This window comes from Peptoniphilus grossensis, from assembly GCF_001940285.1.
Lineage (GTDB): Bacteria > Bacillota > Clostridia > Tissierellales > Peptoniphilaceae > Peptoniphilus_A > Peptoniphilus_A faecalis.
Genome location: NZ_MJIH01000001.1, coordinates 1,765,526 through 1,787,817, shown reverse-complemented (window position 1 = coordinate 1,787,817; position 22,292 = coordinate 1,765,526). Strand labels below are relative to the sequence as shown.

Annotated in this window: 17 protein-coding genes; 3 read left to right on the top strand and 14 right to left on the bottom strand. The window is 30.2% G+C overall.

From position 1 onward, the window contains the following. Window positions 1–5: 5 nt before the first annotated feature. Window positions 6–1,958 carry an LTA synthase family protein gene (locus tag BIV18_RS08585; protein WP_235860820.1) on the bottom strand — a complete coding sequence of 651 codons (1,953 nt, stop codon included), beginning with the start codon at window positions 1,956–1,958 and terminating at the stop codon, window positions 6–8. A 536-nt stretch (window positions 1,959–2,494) separates the two neighbouring features. Between BIV18_RS08585 and BIV18_RS08580 the strand changes: the two genes are divergently transcribed. After that, the gene (locus BIV18_RS08580; protein WP_075660191.1) at window positions 2,495–3,463 is read left to right on the top strand and encodes a LysR family transcriptional regulator; all 969 of its coding nucleotides are present in this window, start codon (window positions 2,495–2,497) and stop codon (window positions 3,461–3,463) included. 31 nt (window positions 3,464–3,494) lie between these two features. On the opposite strand, the gene BIV18_RS08575 is transcribed toward BIV18_RS08580, so the two are convergent. From BIV18_RS08575 to BIV18_RS11290, 7 genes are all read right to left on the bottom strand, one after another. Beyond that, on the bottom strand, window positions 3,495–4,754 hold the full coding sequence (locus BIV18_RS08575) for a S1C family serine protease (RefSeq protein ID WP_075660190.1): 1,260 nt from the start codon (window positions 4,752–4,754) through the stop codon (window positions 3,495–3,497). Between the two features lie 166 nt (window positions 4,755–4,920). Beyond that, window positions 4,921–5,775: a MetQ/NlpA family ABC transporter substrate-binding protein gene (locus tag BIV18_RS08570; protein ID WP_075660189.1), complete on the bottom strand. Its 855-nt coding sequence runs from the start codon at window positions 5,773–5,775 to the stop codon at window positions 4,921–4,923. A gap of 57 nt (window positions 5,776–5,832) precedes the next feature. Next, entirely contained in the window at window positions 5,833–6,483 is a 651-nt protein-coding gene (locus BIV18_RS08565) for a methionine ABC transporter permease (protein ID WP_075660188.1), read from the bottom strand. Continuing rightward, complete coding sequence (locus BIV18_RS08560; RefSeq protein ID WP_075660187.1) at window positions 6,484–7,488, bottom strand: methionine ABC transporter ATP-binding protein; 1,005 nt, start codon at window positions 7,486–7,488, stop codon at window positions 6,484–6,486. Window positions 7,489–7,800: 312 nt separating this feature from the next. After that, window positions 7,801–9,408, bottom strand: a complete 1,608-nt coding sequence (gene hcp, locus BIV18_RS08555; protein WP_075660409.1) for a hydroxylamine reductase — start codon at window positions 9,406–9,408, stop codon at window positions 7,801–7,803. 193 nt (window positions 9,409–9,601) lie between these two features. Beyond that, window positions 9,602–10,483, bottom strand: a complete 882-nt coding sequence (locus tag BIV18_RS08550; RefSeq protein ID WP_075660186.1) for a 4Fe-4S binding protein — start codon at window positions 10,481–10,483, stop codon at window positions 9,602–9,604. Beyond that, a complete protein-coding gene (locus BIV18_RS11290; RefSeq protein ID WP_268875153.1) occupies window positions 10,476–10,622 on the bottom strand; it encodes a CD1871A family CXXC motif-containing protein in 147 nt (48 codons plus the stop codon). The genes BIV18_RS08550 and BIV18_RS11290 overlap by 8 nt, the downstream gene beginning before the upstream one ends. A gap of 422 nt (window positions 10,623–11,044) precedes the next feature. Between BIV18_RS11290 and BIV18_RS08545 the strand changes: the two genes are divergently transcribed. Beyond that, on the top strand, window positions 11,045–12,430 hold the full coding sequence (locus tag BIV18_RS08545; protein WP_075660185.1) for a Na+/H+ antiporter NhaC family protein: 1,386 nt from the start codon (window positions 11,045–11,047) through the stop codon (window positions 12,428–12,430). Between the two features lie 56 nt (window positions 12,431–12,486). Then, a complete protein-coding gene (gene megL, locus BIV18_RS08540) occupies window positions 12,487–13,689 on the top strand; it encodes a methionine gamma-lyase (protein WP_075660184.1) in 1,203 nt (400 codons plus the stop codon). 610 nt (window positions 13,690–14,299) lie between these two features. Here megL and BIV18_RS08535 read toward each other — a convergent pair. The 6 genes from BIV18_RS08535 to BIV18_RS08510 form a co-directional block, all read right to left on the bottom strand. Next, window positions 14,300–14,719: a hypothetical protein gene (locus BIV18_RS08535; protein WP_235860819.1), complete on the bottom strand. Its 420-nt coding sequence runs from the start codon at window positions 14,717–14,719 to the stop codon at window positions 14,300–14,302. Window positions 14,720–15,174: 455 nt separating this feature from the next. After that, on the bottom strand, window positions 15,175–17,103 hold the full coding sequence (locus tag BIV18_RS08530; protein ID WP_075660183.1) for a UvrD-helicase domain-containing protein: 1,929 nt from the start codon (window positions 17,101–17,103) through the stop codon (window positions 15,175–15,177). Continuing rightward, the gene (locus tag BIV18_RS08525; protein WP_075660182.1) at window positions 17,088–19,109 is read right to left on the bottom strand and encodes an AAA family ATPase; all 2,022 of its coding nucleotides are present in this window, start codon (window positions 19,107–19,109) and stop codon (window positions 17,088–17,090) included. Before BIV18_RS08525 ends, BIV18_RS08530 begins: the two co-directional genes overlap by 16 nt. 9 nt (window positions 19,110–19,118) lie before the next feature. Next, window positions 19,119–20,198: a restriction endonuclease subunit S gene (locus BIV18_RS08520; protein WP_075660181.1), complete on the bottom strand. Its 1,080-nt coding sequence runs from the start codon at window positions 20,196–20,198 to the stop codon at window positions 19,119–19,121. 1 nt (window position 20,199) lies between these two features. Next, window positions 20,200–22,062 carry an HsdM family class I SAM-dependent methyltransferase gene (locus BIV18_RS08515; protein ID WP_075660180.1) on the bottom strand — a complete coding sequence of 621 codons (1,863 nt, stop codon included), beginning with the start codon at window positions 22,060–22,062 and terminating at the stop codon, window positions 20,200–20,202. 4 nt (window positions 22,063–22,066) lie between these two features. Beyond that, window positions 22,067–22,282: a helix-turn-helix domain-containing protein gene (locus BIV18_RS08510; protein WP_061101759.1), complete on the bottom strand. Its 216-nt coding sequence runs from the start codon at window positions 22,280–22,282 to the stop codon at window positions 22,067–22,069. Between the last annotated feature and the right edge of the window lie 10 nt (window positions 22,283–22,292).

Below are 22,292 nucleotides of genomic sequence, written 5' to 3'. Positions count from 1 at the left end.
TTCACCTACTCATTTATTCTATAATACTCGTACTTTTTATAATTTTCGTAAAGCTCCTTTGCTTCACCTTTTACATCTTTTCTGGGATAAGTATTAATTCCATCAAATATAAAATTCCTAGAAATAATTGGAAGTTTTTTCCTAAGTTCTGAATTGTATATAAAGAAATTGTCCACTTTATTGTAGTTTAACATATCGAGGACAATTGAAGAAAGATAATTGGCAGAAATTGCGTTGCCATCTTTCACTTCAACATTTTCTCTATTTAAAAATCCCTTTCCACTTTCATTTGCAACTATTACATAGGGCGTTGAATAAAATTCAATTTCCTTTCCCAAGTCGTCATTTGATAGTTTTATCCCAATTTCATCAAAGGCACTTGGATCATTTCCAAGTCCTGGCAAGTGATCACCGTAAAATACCATAATCGTTGGTTCTTCTAAACTCATCATCATATCGTAAACTTCGCCAAGCATTATGTCCATATCCTTTACTCCCAGAAAATAAGAACCAAAATTATTTGCAGCATCGTTTGACAAAGTAGAATCACATTCGTAAGGCAAATTTTCCCCATATTTATCGTAAAAATATGGCCCATGATTTTGAATATCTAATCCATAGCTAAAAATCGGCTCATCTGAATTATTTAAGGCTTCTAAAAATCTATTTATAAAAATTTCTGAAAATTGTCTCTCAGAAACATAGCCACCTTTTATTTCAGGATTTTCGATATCCTCTAAAAAATAATTATCCTTAAAGCATAATTTTGGATATACATTTTGTCTTCCGTAAAACCATGCATATCCTGGGTGAAAGGCCATAGTCTTGTATCCAATTTTATCTAAAAGACTTGGAAGTGATGAAACATCTCTTTTTATTGCATTAAAAGCAAAACTCTCATCAGGTGCACAATCAATAGTAAGGGCACCTGTTAACACATCAAATTCAGTATCTCCTGTTCCTCCACCAAAGGACGGAGTTACAATTCTACCATACATCACAGAGTTATCCTTTAATCTTTTAAAATTATAGTTTGGATCATTTTCTTTAGAAAAATGAAATTGTGGATTTTCCGAAAGATCTGTAAAGGCCTCTCCCATTATCCAAATAATATTTGGACGAGGATTGTATTTTATTACAGAAATTTCTTCTCCATGATCAACTCTATCTATTTTTTCCATTTCCTTTTTATTATAGCCTTCTGGCGCCCTTACAAAGGATTTTTTTAGATTAAATATAAATGCAAAATTAAAACCCTTGGAGTTAAAATGATCTATTAAATTATATTCATTTCCCATAAGTGGCAAGCTATTATATATTGTATCCTTTGAATATACAAAATTAAATAGTAAAGCCGATCCAATTAATATAGAAAGAATTGATAATAATCTGTCTCTCACTTTTAACTTTTCACTTTTAAAAAAATGTGAAATAAAAATTGCAAAAACAAAAAATGTTACAAAAATTATTATAGAAATAACATCGGGATGAAAGGAGTTTTGGGACATCTTAAAAGCTTCTAAAGATAATCCTATATCAGACATTCTAAAGGGTGCACTTCTATAAAAGACCTTTGTCCTATGTACTGTAAATAATATTAGGTAAAAGATCGTATTAAAAATTAGTGCAAATCTTCGCCTGCCAAAAATCCCTTGAAATAAAATTCCTGTTAGAAAAACTGGAAGAAAGTTCAAAATCAATACAACGGGACTTCTTACGATTTTTCCAACAACTCCCGCATCGCTTGGGGCAAGAAGTAACATTGCGAGAGTTATTATCAAAGAAAATAAAATTTGACTTACTAAATCTATAATATTAAAGCTTCTAACTTCACTATTTTTTTCTTTATTAAACAAAAAATCACCTTCTAGTGCATTATTATATAATATATCGTAAAGTTTTTGTAAAATTTTTGAAAACTTTTTATATTTAGCCATTATATTAAATATTTTTAACATAAATTATTTTACTTGATTAACTCCTTTTTAATAAATTTCACTTAAAGTAAAAAGGCTGCCGAAGCAGCCTTAGTTTCTCTTTTCAGAGTGAAGATTGGTATAATTTATTATTAATCTTAGGAGTTATGGGGTGTCCCAAAATCAAAGTATTTTGTTAAATGACATTAACTATCATTAACTGTCCTTATTATATTATGTCTTTGTTAATTTGTAAAGTCTTTTTGATAGTTTTTATCATTTTTATTTTACGAGAATTTATTTAAAATTTTTGATTTTTTAAATTTATGAAAATTAAAAGCTCATCTTTAAAATTACTGCATTCTTGCTATAAAAAATTTTGCAATAAAAATGCACCCAAGGAGGTGGGTGCAAGGGGATTCCGGTAATTGTGATATTAAGGAAAAAAGCTGGTAAACTATAAGGATTCTTAATAAAATATTTCACAATTATCTTGTACATAGTATATAATAAATTTATTATAAAATAAATTTATAAAAATTTGTATCTGTAACAAAATTTATTTGATAGGAGAAAACATGAATTTCGAAAGTATTTACTATTTTACAGAGCTAGCTAAAACTTTAAACATGAATGAAACTAGCGACAAACTTTACATATCACAACAAACTTTGTCTAATCACATAAAAAGACTTGAAGATTATTATGGCACAAAATTATTTTTTAGAAGGCCAAAACTTATGCTAACTCCAATTGGCGAGGAATATTTAAAGTATGCAGAAAAACTCCTTACATCTGAATCCGATATGATAAATAAAATTAGAGATATGGAAAGTGAAAATATGGGCAGATTAATAATAGGTGCCTCTTCACCTAGAGCTGATATTTTTATTCCATCAATTATAGAAAAATTTACTGAAGAATTTCCACAAGTTGGTCTAGTGCTTCACGAGAAGCAATCCCACGAGCTTGAAGAAATGTGTGTAGAAAATAAAATAGACATTGCTATAAGCATTGACGAAAATTATAAAAATGAAAACTTAAAATCTCGCCTTCTCTTAGACGAAAAATTGTACTTATGTGTTAGTGATAGACTTTTGGAAAAATATGTTCCCAACTTAGATTCCTTAAAAGAAAAATCCTTTGAAAGAATCAACTTGCAGGATTTTGAAAAAGTTCCTTTCCTTCTTTATACTCAAGACAATAGAATAAGAGCCTTGATCAACAAAAGCTTTAAAGATTCCGGTGTCAGACCAATTGACTATATTGAGACTGCATATTCACGAATTGCCCTTTCCATTTGTAATAAAGCTCTTGCCGCAGTCTTTATTTCTCAAATGAATATAAAAAGATGGATGTCCGAATTTGATGACGACATTAATATCTTCCCTCTTTATTCAAAAAATAAGCCCGTAACTCTTGGCATCTATGCAATAAAAAATAAAAATAGATATATTACAAAGTATGCAAAGAGATTTGTAGAACTTTTAGAAGAATACTTTGATTCAATTAATTCAGAAAAATTAGAAAAAATCGCAAAAAAGTAGGTGAAATATAAAACTTCACCTACCTTTTTGTTTAAAATCCATTTTCAAATTCTTGTCTAAATTTATTAAATAAATCTTGTTGTTCCTGTTGTCTTTGTTGATATTCCTTAGCTCTCGCTTCTTCTTGAGCTTTAATATCCTTTTGTGCTTCCTTGTCATTTTCTATTGAATAATCAGAAAATTTAACTTCTGTAGTTTGTGCCTTTCCCTTTCTCACATAGCTAACTTCAGCACTATCTCCTTCTTGATATTTGTACAATATTGACTTTAGAGCATTGTTGTCACTTACTTCGTCTTTTCCAATTTTTGTAATAATATCACCAGCCTCAAGTCCAGCTTTAGATGCAGGTGACCCTTCATAAACCTTATATACAAAAATTCCCTTTTCTACATCAGTTTTTCCATTAAATACTTGTGCTGCAACATTTAAGTTCATCGTAAGCATTCCCATTGACATTTCTTTGTAACTTCCCGTTTCTATAACTTGTTTTACAATTGGTTTTATAAAATTAATTGGAATTGAAAATCCAAGTCCTTCTGCTGATTGAACTTTTACAGTGTTTATTCCTATGACTTCGCCCTCTGAATTTAAAAGCGGTCCGCCAGAATTACCACCATTAATTGATGCATCTGTTTGGATAAGTCCTGTCATGTATCCGCCGCCACTTACTGCACCAACATATCTGTCAAGTCCAGATATTATTCCTTGAGTTACAGTTTGCGAAAATTGCAATGAAATTGGATTTCCAATTGCAATTGCTGCATCTCCAATGGAAAGCTTGTCGGAATCTCCAAGAGTTGCTACATTTAATTTTTCATTAGTATTAACTTTTACAATGGCAAGATCCACATTTTCGTCTGCCCAAATAGTTTTACCTTGAATATCCTTTTCATTATTAAGTCTAACTGTTACATCTTCAACTACTTTGTTGTTTAATTTTACAACATGAGCATTCGTAAGAATATATCCCTTTGGATCCACTATTACACCTGAGCCCACACCTTGAACTTCAACTTGACCAAAGAAAGATTGTTGTACTCCCTTAGTTGTAATTCCTACAACTGAAGACATTGATTTTTTTGCAACAGCAGATGCAACACTAACATTGTCCTTTGCAGAAATTGTTATATTAGAATTTCCTTCATTTGATGTAGATGAAGTGACATTAGGCAATATTTTATAAGTTGTGATTGCTGAACCAATTATTCCACCAATTAGTGAAAAAACTAAAGCTATTATCACAATTATTTTTCCCATGCCTTTATTTTTTCCCTTTCTATTATTATCCATATTTTCCTCCTTTCTTTCTATATATATATATTAAAGTTTTTTTGTGAAAAATTAATGATTTTATTATCAAAGGTTTTTGAAAAGTTAAAACAATTTTTAAAGTTTTTACAGTTTTCATGCAACTAACTAAAAAGAGACCTAAAAAGGTCTCTAAAATTATTTTAAATTATTTTCCAAAGGCAGGAATTACTGCTCCCTTGAATTTTTCTTCGATTAATTTCTTTGCTGCATCAGAATTTAAAACTTCAATGAATTTTTTGAATTTTTCTTTTTCAGCATCTTCTTTTCTAATTGCCACTAAATTTGCATAAGGTGAATCCTTTGATTCTATGAAGATTGAGTCTTTAGTTGGGTCAAGACCCTTTCCAATTGCGAAGTTTGAGTTTATAACTGCAGCTCCAGAATCCTTATAAACTTGTACAATTGAAGGTGCATCCATTGCTGTGAATTTTAAATTCTTTGGATTTTCTGCAATATCTTTCTCTGTTGAATTAAGGTTTGTCTTGTCTTTTAATTTAATAAGACCAGCATCTTCAAGAAGTATTAATGCTCTTGCTCCATTGCTTGGGTCATTAGGTATGATAATTTCTGAGCCATCTTCAATTTCGTCCACTGATTTATATTTTTCTGAATATAAAGCCATTGGTTCGATATGAACATATCCAAGTACATCAAGATTTTTGATTCCTCTTTCTTCTACAAAACTATCAAGGTATGGTTTGTGTTGGAAGTAGTTTGCGTCAAGATCTCCTGCTTCAAGTTGTAGGTTTGGTTGAACATAATCATCAAAATTTACAACTTCAACATCAAGTCCTTGTTTCTCAAATTCATCCTTTAATCCTTCAATTATTTCGCCGTGAGGTGTAGGTGATACGCCAATTACAATTTTATTATCGCCATCCTTTGCTTCTTCAGCAACAGCCTTGTTGCCCTCTGCCTTTGTGTCTTCCTTTTTTGCTCCGCCACAAGCTGTAAGTGTTAGAGCAAGCACTAGTGAAAGTGCTAAAATAACTTTTTTCATTTTTTTCTCTCCTTTATTTTTTTATTTATATTAATTCTAAAAAATTAGAAAAAACACCTATCTTTTGTCTATTTTATCTGCTATTTTATTTCCAATAAATTGTACAATTTGTACGAGAATTATTATTACAATTACTGCTGCCCAAAGTATTAATGGTTCATTTCTTTGGTATCCATATCTGTTGGCAATATCTCCTAATCCACCGCCACCCATGACACCCGCCATTGCTGAATAACCTATTACATTAATAATTGTCATAGTTATTCCCGCAACGATCATTGGCATTGCTTCTGGTATTAAAACTTTAAAAATAATTTCTCCTTTAGTTGAACCCATAGATTTTGCTGCTTCGATTACGCCTTGATCCACTTGTATAAAATATCCTTCCATTAACCTTGCCACAAAGGGAGCAGCTGAAAGTGAAAGTGGAATTATCATTGCTGCTGTTCCGTAGGATTTACCTACTATAAGCCTCGATAGTGGAAATACAACTATCATTAGGATTACAAAGGGAAAGGACCTAAGAATATTTATTATCCCATCTAATGCCGAATAAATTTTTGTCGATTCAGTTAGACCTCCTGGCCTCGTAGTTGTCAAAATTATTCCCAGTGGAATTCCTATTGCCAGAGCAATAATTGTAGATGCTATTACCATTACAAGAGTCTGTGGAATTGCTGGCAAAACTATATCAATTATTCTATCCATTTAAAGCACCTCCACACTTACATTGTTTTCCCTTAAATACTCAATGGCTTTAACTCTTTCTTCTTCTTTTCCAAGAATTTGAACTGTGAGATAACCAACACTTGAGATATTCAACTTATTTATATTTCCCGAAAGAATGGAAACATCTATATCAAATTTCTTTACGCATTTTGAAAGGATTGGCTTGTCATAATTATCATCTGCATAGGAAAGTCTTAAAACATCTCCCTTATAGTCATCACTATTTACATATCCCTCTTCAACTTCATCTTCCAAGTTTTTTATAAAAGACCTTGTAACAGAAGATTTTGGATTTCTAAAAAGTTCCTTAGTTTCATTTTCTTCTATTATTTTTCCATTTTGCATTACTGCGATTCTGTCGCAAATTTCTTTTGCCACTTCCATTTGATGGGTGATCATAACTATTGTCATATTAAATTCTTTTACAATTTTTTTCAAAAGATTTAAAACAGATTCTGTGTTTGCTGGGTCAAGTGCTGATGTTCCTTCATCTGAAAGTAAAATAGAAGGATTTGTAGCAATGGCTCTTGCTATTGCTACCCTTTGTTTTTGCCCTCCAGATAATTCTGATGGATAGGAGTTTTTCTTTTCCCTTAAATCAATGAAATTCAAAAGCTCCTCTACTCTCTTTTCAATTTCACCTTTATCTTTACTAGAGATTTCCAGAGGATAAGCAATATTTTCTGCTACAGTCTTTTGCATAAAGAGATTAAAATGTTGAAAGATCATTCCCATATCTTTTCTTGCACTCCTAAGTTCTTTTTCACTTAAATTTATAATAGACTTCCCATCAACTAAAATATCTCCCCTTGTAGGTTCTTCTAGCCTATTTATACATCTAACGAGAGTAGACTTTCCTGCACCAGAAAGACCAATTACCCCAAAAATTTCTCCCCTCTTTACTTTGAAAGAAATATCATCTATAGCTCTAAAAGTTCCCTCCTCAGTTTTAAATTCTTTAACCAAGTTTCTTACTTCTATCATTTTTCCTCCACTATAAATAAAAAAGCTTCCGCCCCATAAGGACGAAAGCTCGTGTTACCACCTTAATTTATCGCTTTCTCACGAAAGCAACCTCTTCAAGTACAATCATACTCTACTTCTATAACGGGAAGTCCCGTAAATACCTAATATCAGTATTTCCTAAAAAAGGCCATGTTCCCAAAAAACTCATCCACTTCTTTCACCACAACGAAGCTCTCTTTGCTCAAAATTTTAAGGTACTCTTCTTCTCAAAAGTTTATTTATGAATTGTTTATAATTATATTAGTAATTAAATTAAAAGTCAACTATTTTTTATTTCATTACAAGAGTTTTTAAATCATCTTCTACATTTGTAATTCCAGAAATTCCAAAATTATCAACTAAAACTTTCACAACATTTGCTGAAAGAAAGGCTGGAAGAGTTGGTCCAAGGTGAATATTTTTTACCCCTAGAGATAAAAGTGCAAGCAAAACTATAACTGCTTTTTGTTCGTACCAAGCAATATTATATACAATAGGGAGATCATTTACACTTTCTACCCCAAAGGCATCCACAAGAGCAAGAGCAATTTGAATAAGTGAATAGGAATCATTACATTGACCTGCATCTAGAACTCTTGGAATTCCGTTAATATCACCTAAATTTAATTTATTATACCTATACTTCGCACATCCCGCAGTTAAAATAATAGTTGAATCAGGAAGTTTTTTTGCAAACTCTGTATAATAATTTCTATCGGACATTCGCCCATCGCAGCCTGCCATGACAATAAATTTTTTTATATCGCCATTTTTTACATTTTCAATGACTTTGTCGGCAAGTTCCATAACTTGACTATGTGCAAAACCTCCAACAATACTTCCCTTTTCAATTTCTTCTGGTGCATCACATTTTTTTGCCATCTCAATAATTTTTGAAAAATCTTTGTACCCATCTTTGTCTTCTTCAATATATTCACATCCCGGATAACCTGCTGCCCCAGTAGTAAATAGTTTATCTTTGTAAGAATTTTTTGGAGGAACTATACAATTTGTAGTCATTAGGATTGGTCCATTAAAGGCTTCAAACTCATCTCTTTGTTTCCACCATGCGTTTCCATAATTTCCAACAAAGTTTTCATATTTTTTAAACTTTGGATAATAATTTGCAGGCAACATTTCTGAGTGCGTATAAATGTCAACTCCAGAGTCCTTAGCTTGTTCTAAAAGCATTTCAAAATCCTTCAAGTCGTGCCCTGAAACTAAAATCCCAGGATTTTTTCTCGTTCCAATATTAACTTCAGAAATTTCAGGATTTCCATAAGTTTTAGTGTTGGCAGAATCAAGTGTAGCCATAGCTTCATATCCCATAGATCCAGTCTCAAGTGTTAATGAAATTAATTCATCAATAGTTTTTTCTTTCAATAGTTCTGCCATTGCCTTTATAATAAAATTATTTACCCTTTCACTTTCATAGCCAAGGACTTTTGCATGTCTTGTGTAAGCAGCCATTCCCTTTAACCCATAAGTTATAAGTTCCTTTAAACTTCTTATGTCTTCATTTTTTTCACTTAAAATAGAAACTTCCTGAGAATTTATTTTTTCACTGATTTCAGAAAAATCCACTGAAGACCATCTTGCCGCTTCGCTATAATCTTTATCTTCTCTTAGAGAATTCATAAGCTCAACAGTTTTAACAATTCTTTCTTTTATTGCAGTGTTGTCAAAATTTGCATTTGTAATAGTTGTAAATAAATTTAAAATAACTCCATCAACAACTTCACTTTCTTTATCTTTTCCTTTAACTGCAATTTCAGATAGACCCTTTGAAATCCAAATTAAAAAATCTTGCAAGTTTGCAACTTCAGATGTCTTGCCACATACCCCATTATTTATACAACCGCTATTCTTAAATGTCTCTTGACATTGAAAACAAAACATACTCATATTCTTCCTCTCCTTTGTTTGTAAAAATCAAATATCTTTCTATAAATATTTTAGTATTATAGCAATATCGTTTCCGTTGCATTTGCAACAGTTTTTATAAGATTTCCAAAAAAATTTTTAATTATATTATCACAAGGAGTGAATTAAAGCACTAAAAGCAAAGTGCAAACTTACTAGATTTTTTATTCTATTCATATTTCACTTCTTCTAAATTATTATTTTTAAAGGAAGTGGAAATCGCAGATGTTGGACATACCTTTATACACTCTCCACATCTTATACACTCTAAAGCCCTTTGATTCTTTGACATATCTACATCCATCTTACAAATTCTTTTACACTTTCCGCAAGAAATACAATTGTCATTCACATGATATTGATAAAAAGAAAATTTATTAGTTAATGCGTAAAATGCACCCAGTGGACATACATATTTGCAAAAAGGTCTGTATAAAAATATGGAAAGTATTATTATTGCCATAAGAATAATTGACTTTAACAAAAACAAATTGCCAAGTGCAGCCCTAATACTTTTATTTGCCAATGATAGAGGAATCCCACCCTCAAGTATTCCCTGAGGACAAATGTATTTGCAAAAATATGGAGAAGCTGCACCTAATTTATCTGTCAAAAATACTCCAAATAGCCAAACCACAAAAAGCAAAATAAAATACTTAGTGTACTTTAAAAAACTAAATCTTCTAGTGCTAAATTTTTTCGATGAAATCTTGTGAATGAGATCCTGAAAAAATCCAAAGGGGCACAAAAATCCACAAATCAATCTACCAAATATAGTCCCAAATAATAGCATTAAACCTGTCACATAATAGGCAAAATTAAATTTAGAAGACCCAACTACTGCTTGAAAAGAACCAATTGGACAAGATAAAGCAGCACCTGGACAAGAATAACAATTTAGTCCTGGCACACAAACACTCTTTAACTTGCCCGTATAAATAGTTCCCTTAAGAAAATTTGGAATATGTATATTTGTAATAAGAGCAAAAAATCCCTGTGTGAGATTTCTTTTATCTCTAAATTTTTCAAGGAGGTTACTCAGTTTACCCAATCCCAACACACTCCAAACATATCCTAATAGCCTTTGAAAGCACAGTATCAACTTCTGACCTATAAGACCCAAAAAAAATAAAAGCAATGGATAAAATCAACATTGCGTATGAAAATTTTCTATTCATAAAACCCTTCATATTTCACCTCAAATATAATATAACATCAATGCTTTAAAAAATATTAAGAAAAATCAATTTTTATATAATTTTTTTTAATGAATCAACAATAATTTCCTATTCTCTGCAAAATCCAGTGAGATTTAGACATGTTGTAAAATTTATTCTATAAATTAAAGTTAGTATATCTTATTAGTATGAAATCGTTATTACTATTTTTCTTTATCTTTTTATTTAGTTAATAATTTAATATAAAAAATCTTCACAAAGCTTGTTATTTGGAGTATAATAAAGCTGAAGATAAATCAAGTTTTATTTTTTATTTTTGGCTAGCCTTGAAAACGATCTTATCGCTCGTTTTAAAGTTCCTAAAGGAGGTTGATATTAAATTAATTTTTAAGAACTATCTTTGTTTTATTTTTGTTTATTTTAAGGAGGCGTTTATGGAAAACAAAAATTTAAAACCTAAGGCTAATGGTGCAGCACTTCTTCCTTTTATAGTTTTTGTGCTTGTATATCTTGCTACTGGAATCATTTTAAATTCAATGGGAGTAGAAATGGCATTCTACCAAGTAGCAGCACCAGTATGTATTTTGCCAGCTATTATTTTGGCTTTTATTATGTTTAAAGGCTCAATTGATGACAAATTTAACGATTTTGTTCGCGGTTGTGGAGACGAAAATATAATCATAATGTGTCTTATCTACATATTAGCTGGAGCATTTGCAACAGTTTCTAAGTCATCTGGTGGAGTTGACTCTGTTGTAAACTTTGCACTTTCTTTAATTCCTGTTCAATATATTACGGCTGGAATATTTTTAATCAGTTGTTTTATTTCCATCTCTACAGGAACTTCTGTAGGGACTATTTCAGCAGTTGGCCCTATCGCAGTTGGCGTTGCTGCAAAGGGAAATCTTCCTCTATCACTTGTGCTCGGAGCACTTGTAGGTGGAGCAATGTTTGGCGATAATCTATCAGTTATCTCTGATACAACAATTGCCGCAACAAGAACTCAAAATGTAGGTATGAAAGACAAGTTTAGAGCAAATATTAAAATTGCCGTTCCTGCAGCTGTAATTACTTTTGTAATTTTATTAATTGTAGGAAAGCCTGAAAGCGAAGTTGTTCTTGACGATTTGAATTATAATTTTATTTTAATAGTTCCATATCTTTTCGTATTAATCTCAGCTCTTGCTGGAATGAATGTATTTTTGGTATTAACTAGTGGAATTGTGCTATCAGGAATTATTGGAATATTCACTGGTGGACTAACTATGATGACCTTCGCTCAAAATATTTTTGAAGGATTTAGTGGAATGTTTGAAATTTTCCTATTATCACTATTAACTGGAGGACTTTCCTATATGGTTTCTAGCAACGGTGGTATTGAATGGCTTGTTGAAAAAATTAGAAGCTTCGCAAAAGATGTTAAATCTGCTGAAATTTCAATTGCTCTTTTAACTCTATTGACAGATGCCGCTACTGCAAACAACACTGTTGCAATTATTATAGATGGTCCTGTTGCAAAGGAAATTTCAAGAGACTTTAAAGTTGATCCAAGAAGATCTGCTTCCTTCCTAGATACCTTCTCTTGCGTAATGCAAGGTATAATTCCTTATGGTGCACAAATTTTAATCGCAGCTGGACTTACTAAAGAACTTGGTACACTAGCTGTATCCCCTGTTCAAATAATTCCATTTTTATGGTATCAAGCACTACTTGCTGTATTTGCAATTCTTTCAATCTTTATTAGATTTGCAGATCCTAAAGATAAATGGGATTTTGAAAATGACGTGCCCCTAAGTGAAAATAATATAAACGCAAAATAATTGTAAGAAAGTAATTTTATTAAAAGAATTTAATTTTATTTAAAAAGGAGAAAATTATGAATAGTAAAGACGAACTTAAAAAAATGCATTTTGAAACTAAAGCAATTCACGGTGGATACGAAAAAAATAAATATGGTGCTCTAGCAACTCCAATATATCAAACATCTACATTTATCTTTGACAATGCAGAACAAGGCGGAAGAAGATTTGCACTAGAAGAAGATGGCTACATCTATTCAAGACTTGGAAACCCTACTAATGCACAAGTAGAAGAAAAAGTTGCTCTTCTAGAAGAAGGTGAAGCTTGCGTTTCAGCTGCATCAGGAATGGGTGCGATTACTTCATCAATTTGGCCTTTCATTAAATGTGGCGATCACATGATAGCTGCAAAAACACTTTATGGATGTACTTTTGCATTTTTAGAACACTCAGTATCAAAAATGGGCGTTGAAGTAGATTTTGTAGACATTACCAATGTCGATAATATATTAAACTTAATGAAGGAGAACACAAAAATTATTTACTTAGAAACTCCAGCAAATCCTAATATGGATATCTGTGACATAGAAGAAGTTTCTAAGAGAGTTCACGAAAAAAATAAAGACTGTCTAGTAATCGTAGACAACACTTATTGTACACCTTATATTCAAAGACCACTTACACTAGGCGCAGATATTGTAGTTCACTCTGCAACTAAATATTTGAACGGTCACGGCGACGTTATTGCTGGCTTTGCAATTGGTAGAAAAGAGCTAATTGACCAAGTTAGACTAGTTGGCATTAAGGACTGTACAGGTGCTGTACTTGCACCCTTTAATGCATATCTAATCCTAAGAGGAATGAAAACTCTACAAATTAGAATGGATAAACACTGTTCAAACGCAATGAAAGTTGCAGAATTTTTGGAAAAAAATCCAAAAGTTAAAAGTATTCAATATCCAGGACTTAAATCCTTCAAATACTATGATATAGCTAAAAAACAAATGGCACTCCCAGGCGCAATGATTGCCTTTGAAATTGAAGGAGGAAAAGAAGCCGGTGCAAAGCTTATGAATAGCGTTAAACTTTGTACATTAGCAGTATCACTTGGTGATGCAGAAACACTTATCCAACATCCTGCTTCAATGACTCACTCTCCTTACACAGCTGAAGAAAGAGCCGCTGCAGGAATCTCTGAAGGTCTAATTAGACTTTCTGTTGGACTTGAAAATGCAGAGGACATAATAGAAGATTTAAAACAAGCATTAGACCAAATATAAAACTATATTATAAAAAATAGTTTTCAATAAATCTATCCAGAAATTTAAAACCTATAAAAATAGTGTTGGCGATAAATCATCAGCACTATTTTTATAGGTTTTCTAATGTCTCTATTTGATATTAAAAAATCGCTCTAGATCTTACTAATATTTTTTCTTTTAAATCTATTGCTAAATCTAATGGTATATTTTGTTATAGTTTTAGAGAAGGAAATAAATCTTTAAACTAGATTTCTTCTTATCTTACAACTTTCCATTCTATTTATGATTAAGCCTACCAAAAATATTTCTAATGGCTTAAGCTTTATTTGTACTACTCTACCTTCTTTTACTGGTGAGATTATTAATATTCTTCCGATAGAAGATTATTCAAATTAGATAATTATTTTCTAAAATTTCCAAGAAGAGCTAGCGACAAGATTAAATTAATATTAACATATTTTAAAGGTTCTATTTCTTTAAATCTGCTCTTGCGATATTACTTCTTTATCAACGAATTCCACGAAATACGCTTCTTCCTCAACTGTAATCCCTAAAGGTTCAATTACATTTTTTATCCATGTGTTATTTTTTAACTCATATTATTATTCGACCAATACTTGGTTTCATGTCATCTACTCTTAACAGATAATAGCTTATCAATAACTACATTTAAGATAATACTTACAATATATCCATAAAACATAGATGATGGTAATGAAGCAAAATAGATTGTCCAAAAATCCGTACTATACCCTTTCATTTTCAGTAATCCAGTTATAGACATGATCACTGTAAAAAATACAGCTGGTAAAATTGATGATACTAACAAATGTACAATCTTTCCAAGTTTCGGAAAATATTTTTTCGTCAATCTATCTCCAACCATTCCTGCTGGAAAAATCAATGAAGCCATACTTGAAACCACTGCCTGTATCAACATCATAATAATGATTTCTGGAAAAATAATCCTTCCAGTATTAACAATCGACATTACATTACTCATAATAAAACCCATTAAGACTGGGAAAATATAACGTTTATATTTCATTCTGTCACCTCCTTCGTATAATAATGTTGTAGTTAAAAAACTACATTTTCTTTTCTATCCCATACTCATTATGGGATAATAGTTGTATAGATAGAGGTCGTAGTTCACCTCCTTGAAGTTTGTCTTACTAAGAAAGGGTTACGCTTCTTCTTTACGTCTTATATCAAAACAGTTGACACATCAACTATTTTCAATGTTTACTTAAATTGTATCTAAACTGAAAGTTGTTTTTATCAGCAAATTCAAATTTGTCACCCACTATTTCAACAGTTCTATAATGGATACATATTTGTTGCGACTACTCCCACTCTTCTTTTCCAAACGTCCGATATATCCCAAACCATTCAAAATACTGCATTCTATTTTTTCTTGTATCACTAAATCCACCTAATTATAGGATGTTTTCAGATTTTTAGTCCCGTCCCAGTACCAGTACCAGACAAATAAATTATTTTTTATTGTATAAACTCATAATTAATATCTATACCACTTTTTTCTTGAAAGTTTTCTAAACTACTTCTAATAACTGACTGCAAAGATTCGTCTTCTAAATGAATGTAAAGTTCATTTTTTGCACGACTACAGGCTACATAAAACAAGCGTGTAAATTCATCTAACGTTGTTTCATTAACTAATACAGGAGAAGTAAACATTTTATTCAAATTAACTCCTTCTCTTTTATCAAATGAGTTGGGATTTAAGCTTACAATTACTTTATCCCATTCTAATCCTTTAGATTGATGAACTGTCATATATTTACTATTCTCACAAAAAACCTCATTAAATAAACAATATGACGTATTCCATTTTAGACACTTTACATTTTGTTTCAAATCTTCTTTGTCATATTCTGAAAAAATATAAATTCCTATATCATTGATTCCAAACAAATTTTTTAAAATAGTATTCTTCTTCTGAAAAATTAAACTATTAAATTTTTCAATTATATCAACTGTTAATGTGTCAGAGCTTACATCTATAAATAATTCTTTTAAAAATTCGTATATTGAATATATATGATTTATTTCTATCTTAGATGGAAATATTTGAAAATACTTTTGCAGTGTTAATATAATATCACCAAAAGATTTATTGTTATAACCTTCCCACAAGTTAAATATAATTTTAAAAGCTTTAACCCACATCACATTATTATGTTTTATTATTTCATCTCTGATCATAATTGGTGTGTTATAATAACTGTTATAAATTTTTTTCAGAATAACAGATTGATTTTCTTCTATATTCTGAATAAATTTAAATGCATCTACCCAACTACGAGCCAGTATAACTCCATTATCGTTTAAAATAGAATAAAGTGTTCTATTTACTTCATCACTTCTACCCAGTAAGAATTTTATGCTTATTTTTTCAATAATTGTTTTGTCATCTTTATATTTCCTTATACTTGATTGAAAAATATTTTTGTCTGAACATCTAATAAAATTACAAAAATTTACAATGTTTTCTGTTGATCTACGATTACCATCAATAGAGTACTCTTCTACTTCATTATTTATATTAAACTCTAAAAAATCAGAAACCTTAGCTCCTTGAAAACTATAAATAGATTGGGCAACATCTCCAACTATTATAATTTTTGTAGATTTACTGCCTATAAGTTTTATTATTTCTGTTTGTATAGGATTGGTATCTTGAAATTCGTCTACAAAAATAAAAGGAAACTTAACTCGCAACGTATATAAAGCTATTGGATTCGTTTGAATAATTCGATATCCGAAATACAAGATTTCATCATGTGTAAGCTTCCTCACTTCAGACCAAATATATTTTTTTAAAGGAACAATATCTTCCACAGAAAAATTCTTTGGATTAGTTAAACTAGATTTCAAATCTTTATTTAATCTTATACAATTTATAAATTTATCCACATCTACTTGTACTTCACTCATTTTCATTTTACTATATGAATAGGAATCCGAAGTATTTTTTTCTATGTTAATGTATTTATATATGGTTTCCTTATCTATACCATGTAATAATGACAATCCCTCCACTTGTGAACTAATAGTACTTCCATTGCACACTTTTATATTAAAATCATTTTTCATTATGCTTATTAGATCAGTTTGAAATGGTTTAATAATATTTTCAATAATAAATCCGTGTATTGTATTAATTTCTATATACTCATTAAATCCTTGAAGTCTGTTAGCTATTTCATCTACAGCTTTATTTGTATAAGTTATACATAAAATCTTTCTGTTTTCTGAATTAGTAATTAATTTATTTGTCGATATTATATTCTTTATATTTTCTACAATAAAATGAGTTTTACCGGCTCCTGGTCCTGCATAAATCTTAATATGATTCAATAATTCATTTTCTGTAAGTATATCTCCTGAAGTTATTGATTTAACCATTCCAACCCCTCCATAATATACCCCGGTACGATAAGTTTGCTTATATCTTTGTCATCAAAAAAAATTTTATCTGTGATTAAACTTAATGCTACATCACCTTTTTTATTGCTGGCATAGTGTAAGAATAACTTAGAAAAAATCAATTTTTCATAAAACTCTTGATTCTCTGGATCTAATTCTATTTTTTTCTTATAACAATCTAGGTACTTTGATATTAATTTAATACTCCTGCCATCAATTAATTCTTTATTTTTAATCCAATCATTTATAGAGAATCCATTGTTTTTGCAAAATTCTTTCATTGTATCACTTAGTGGTAACCCAAATAGCGATGATACAATATCTTCATTTTTAAAGTTTTCTATAAATAACTCGTCTTCAAATGTGCTTCCACCTTTTATTTGAGTGACTATTTTAAATTCATTAAACTTATAACGGCTTATTAACTTTTTAAGATGTGGAGCTTCATATTCTAAATATTCTTTAAACAAACAATTTTCTCCATCATCATTAAACCATTTAAAATCGTTGTCGGTAATACAAAGAATTTTCTTTTTTACTGGGTTACCATTAAATACTTCTATAAAATATTCAAAATGCTTTCCACCTATTTCTACAATTGATATATGGTCATCTTCATATGGATAACCTAGTTTTTCCATGAATATCGGCAAGAGTATTTTTTCAGCAATACCTTCAACTAGTATTATTTTGTCTGCGAACAGCATATCAGAACGAGTAACATCTAAAAATTTATTTAAATGATTTTTAGCATCTGATTTAAAAGTGCTGTCGTCTTTATCCGTTAATTGGTGCTTCAAGCTCTGTTGAAAACAATCTGAAACCTCTCCTTGTCTATCATACTGAATTATATACATTGAATCTAAACCAGACACCGCAGTTATATTACTTGAGTGCGTAGTTACAAAAACCTGCTGATTCAATTTGTTACTTTTATTTAAGTTACTAATAAATTTGAACAATTTGTATTGCATTGCTGGGTGTAAATGTGCCTCTGGCTCTTCAAGACACAAAATTTTAAAATCTTTCCCTTTTTTCACATCTGACAATTTAATAGACATATATATATTAACTAGATTATTATATCCCAAGCCATTATATACTAATGGCAAGTTATAATTAAATTTAGTATCCTTTACCTCTGTTATATAGGAATCCTCTGCGGATAGTTTTGAGTTTATTTGGGAAGTTATGGAAATATTGCCTTTTTCTAAGCCTATCTCATTTTTTTCGTAGTTAAATAAATTTGACATCTTAGTAATAGAAGGTTCAAGAAGTTTTTTTAAATTATCATTAAGTTCTGAAATAAGTGCGTCATACTCTCTCTTTTTTTCGCTATCTTTTAATAAAGAACTGATATCTTTTTTTATTTCTATAGCAACATCAGTACCTGTTCTTTCCGCATTAATATATTGTATATCAAAGATTTTTTTAGCCAATTTTGAATCAATATTAGTTTCGGTTTTCCCATTTGTATATATCCATAAATAATGATCATTTATGTATCTGTTAAGCATTAAAAAGTAGTCATCAAAATTACTTATGTCTTGAACCTCTTTTTTATATTCCTCAGTAAACTTACTATCTAAGCAAAATGTTGCCTGTATAGTTGCAAAAATATTATATTTTGTGTCTTTTTCAGTGCTTATACGGCTTTCCGCCATCTTTTCCATACCTAAAAATGGTAAAAGTTTTAAAATGCTCTCATCTGTAGTATCTCCTTCAAAAATTTCGTGCTGTATATCATATTCTATCCTTATAGAAGGTGCTTCATCAATATATTTCTCTTTATAATTGATAAGATTATTTTTATTAAAATCATTAATATTAATATCAGACGGTGAACTAAGTAACCTAATAGCATGTATAAGACCAGTTTTCCCTGAATTATTAGCCCCAATGATTACATTTAATCCTTCGTTAAACTCCATTTCAAAGTCATTAAAATTCCTATAGTTCTTTACTTTAATTTTTTTAATATACATATAATTTCCTCACTCAATCCTATCGCCATATGGTAAACTCTTTATATAGTTTTCCATCCATTTCCAATCAGGTATAAGCCCAAGTTTTGAATACTTCTTATCGCTATCTATAACATAGTCATTACCATTCATTAAAACTGGTAATTTTAAAGTAAAATCTTTTCTAAAATGTGAGTTTAATTCTCTTCCAAAAGCCTGATATTTTATTTTGCATTCATTCCTTATCAGAGTCGAGATAAATAATTTTGTGTGAATACTAAGTGGTTCTTTCTCTTGCAATATCCCTACATTTTGTGCCGTATAGAATGGTTCTTTTTGTATGAAACAAGATCCTAAAAAACTACCACCTAAAGCTAATGACATGGAACCAGCAGGGAATGGCTTTTGTCCTTCAATTTCATCTACAAATCCTACAACACCGTTTCCGTTACTATCACGTGATACATAATTGTACTTTGGATTATCATTTGTTGTAGCTATTGCATCTATTCCATTGCCCATAGATGTATTAAATAATTTGTGCAAGTAAAACTCTTTCCAACCTTCTATATCTAAATCTACTTCATTTGTTTTGTTTATTGTTTTTAATTTAGAAGCAAATACTTCTCCCTTTTTATCCTTTTTATTATCAATAATATTTATATATTTTTCCATATATTCCCAATTAGGATTATTATATTCATCAACTGGAAGTTTTATTATCTCATTTTTAATTTTATCTAATACTCTTGCTCTACCATAATTATATTTATAATTTTCTTTATTTAATATAGTACAAATAAACATTCCAGTCTCTTTATTTAAATGCCTATTTCTAAGAGTATAAATTTTCACCCCAGTAGCAAAATCTTTTTCTTGATAAAATGCATATACTCCTTCTGCTCCAATCGTAATACAATTGCCCTTGCTAATCATGTGCTCATCTACATTTACAAAACCAGCCTGACCATTATTAAACGCTGTCCTACTTACATATGGAATATCCCCATCATCAAGATCTACTTTAACTGAGCTTGGACAAGTTTTACATTCAAATATATCTTTTATTTTAAAAGACTTCCAAGATTTTATATCTAATATATTTCCCATTTTATCTTCCTGTTCTTATAAGATATGCACAATACTCTCTTAATGTATTTTCAAAATCAGATTCTTCTAACAAAGAATAATCTGTCTCCATATAAGCTTCAGCCAACCACTCATCTTTCCAAGTAACTTTCTTCATAACAGATAATCCCGGCACTTCTTTTTTGTTTTTATATAAGTCTAGCCATTCATCTTTTGTGCTTACCCACAAACTATTCCCGTCGCTATCTGTTTTTTCAACCCTACCTAATCCTTTTCTTTTTATAAATTTATCGTCTTTAAAATATCCAAAAAAAGTTTCCTTATTAGACCTTTCATGCTTTTGGGATAAATCAAAAATCATACAGCAAGCTATAGCAGCAGCACCCGGATAAAACATTTCATTTGGCAATGAAAAGACTGCTTCTAAAGTATAATTATCTAGCATCTTCTTTTTGAATTTCTTCACATCTCCACTGTTTCCTATGGCAGCTTGCATTGGTAATAGTACTGCTATTTTTGAGTTAGCTGGTATGTGCCTTGCTATATATTCTACAAAATGAAATCCTTTAGAAGGATCTTCTTTCTTACTTGAAGTCCAAGTTTTTACATATTCTGGATCGCAGAATTTTCTGGTGGCATTGTATGGTGGATTCATTAAAACAATATTGATATTTTTGTCCTTAATCCATTCTCCTCTTTCAAACATAGAAGCTTGGATAACATTTGAATTACCGTCACCATGGATTAACATATTTGTTGATGATAAACCAAACGCTCCATCTTCGTATTCAATACCAAAAATTTGATTTCTTTTTACTTCTTCACGTTCTTCTTCTGTGTCGCAATCATCCATTGCATCTGTCATTGCTCTTACTAAAAATGCGCCACTGCCAGAACAAGGATCTAAAATTCGTGAGTTTTTATTTACTCCAACAGCTTTACACATAAAATCACAAATGTGATCTGGTGTAAATGCCTGATTCTTATCTGATTTACCAACATATTTATTAAATGTTGTAAAGAATAGATTTAATAAATCTTGTCCTGCAGTATTTGAATCATTAATAAAAGGAATTATATTGTTGTCTATAAATTCCAATATTTTTTGCAATTCATCATATGTTAGACTAGCTATATCTTGATCATCTAGCACCTTACTACTTAATACAGATAATTTGCCAGCTTTATTTAGAGTATCCACATCATTATTTTTAGATAACAAGCCTGACAGAATATTTTTTATATCTTTTATTATTATTTTTTCTTGACTTAAATCTTTTCCAGTATTAGGATCCAATGTCGGTTTTAAATTTTTATATGAAAGTCCATTCTTTAATGCTAGCAGGCAAGTACCTACAAACTGACTTCTCAATTTCTCATTAACACCATCAGAATGTAGCATTTCATTTAAAATCTTTATTGAATCAACAACTTTTATTTTGTCGTTAACTTTACCAAAAACTATATTCTCATATTCTTCAAAAGATTTTAAAACAGTTTCTTCTTTTTTCCTGTGCTCTTCATCAATAATTACTGATTGTCCATGCCAAACCCAAATATCATCTCCATCTGTTTCTATTAGCATAGCAATTATTTTTTTATCAGAATACGCTTTTTCATACCTTACATAATCCTGTAATTGTTTTCGAATTTTATTATGATCCCATCTATTAAAGCTATTTTTTGTTTCTACTAATATAACTAATCTATCATTTTCAAATCTTATATCTAAGTATTGATGGTTTGTATCTGTGTCTCCTTTTTGGTAATCTTTTATATTTTTCCCAACTGTTTTAAGTGCTTGAACATAACTAAATTCTCCTGATTCAGTATTGCCAATCTGATACATGTCACCTATTTTTTGAATAATTTCATATCTATTCATTTAATTACCTCACATAATCCATAATATCTTCAACCTTACACTCAAGAACATAGCAAATTTTTGCTATAGTTTCTAAGTCAATTCTTTTAACTTTGTTATTGCAATAAGAATTAAGTTGCGTTCTTTGAAGATTTGCTTCTTTTTCTAATTTGTTTTTGCTTATATTTTTTTCTTCTAAAACCTGGTCTATTTTAAAAATAATTTTCCCAAAGTTTTGCATAAAGTTCTCT

Bases quoted from the DNA above. Each gene is read 5' to 3' on its own strand.
- BIV18_RS08545 (WP_075660185.1), top strand. From the start codon at position 11,045: ATGGAAAACAAAAATTTAAAACCTAAGGCTAATGGTGCAGCACTTCTT.
- BIV18_RS08585 (WP_235860820.1), bottom strand. From the start codon at position 1,958: ATGTTAAAAATATTTAATATAATGGCTAAATATAAAAAGTTTTCAAAA.
- BIV18_RS11290 (WP_268875153.1), bottom strand. From the start codon at position 10,622: ATGAAGGGTTTTATGAATAGAAAATTTTCATACGCAATGTTGATTTTA.
- BIV18_RS08535 (WP_235860819.1), bottom strand. From the start codon at position 14,719: ATGAAATATAAACGTTATATTTTCCCAGTCTTAATGGGTTTTATTATG.
- BIV18_RS08560 (WP_075660187.1), bottom strand. From the start codon at position 7,488: ATGATAGAAGTAAGAAACTTGGTTAAAGAATTTAAAACTGAGGAGGGA.
- megL (WP_075660184.1), top strand. From the start codon at position 12,487: ATGAATAGTAAAGACGAACTTAAAAAAATGCATTTTGAAACTAAAGCA.
- BIV18_RS08530 (WP_075660183.1), bottom strand. From the start codon at position 17,103: ATGGTTAAATCAATAACTTCAGGAGATATACTTACAGAAAATGAATTA.
- BIV18_RS08570 (WP_075660189.1), bottom strand. From the start codon at position 5,775: ATGAAAAAAGTTATTTTAGCACTTTCACTAGTGCTTGCTCTAACACTT.
- BIV18_RS08525 (WP_075660182.1), bottom strand. From the start codon at position 19,109: ATGTATATTAAAAAAATTAAAGTAAAGAACTATAGGAATTTTAATGAC.
- BIV18_RS08580 (WP_075660191.1), top strand. From the start codon at position 2,495: ATGAATTTCGAAAGTATTTACTATTTTACAGAGCTAGCTAAAACTTTA.
- BIV18_RS08520 (WP_075660181.1), bottom strand. From the start codon at position 20,198: ATGGGAAATATATTAGATATAAAATCTTGGAAGTCTTTTAAAATAAAA.
- BIV18_RS08515 (WP_075660180.1), bottom strand. From the start codon at position 22,062: ATGAATAGATATGAAATTATTCAAAAAATAGGTGACATGTATCAGATT.
- hcp (WP_075660409.1), bottom strand. From the start codon at position 9,408: ATGTTTTGTTTTCAATGTCAAGAGACATTTAAGAATAGCGGTTGTATA.
- BIV18_RS08565 (WP_075660188.1), bottom strand. From the start codon at position 6,483: ATGGATAGAATAATTGATATAGTTTTGCCAGCAATTCCACAGACTCTT.
- BIV18_RS08575 (WP_075660190.1), bottom strand. From the start codon at position 4,754: ATGGATAATAATAGAAAGGGAAAAAATAAAGGCATGGGAAAAATAATT.
- BIV18_RS08510 (WP_061101759.1), bottom strand. From the start codon at position 22,282: ATGCAAAACTTTGGGAAAATTATTTTTAAAATAGACCAGGTTTTAGAA.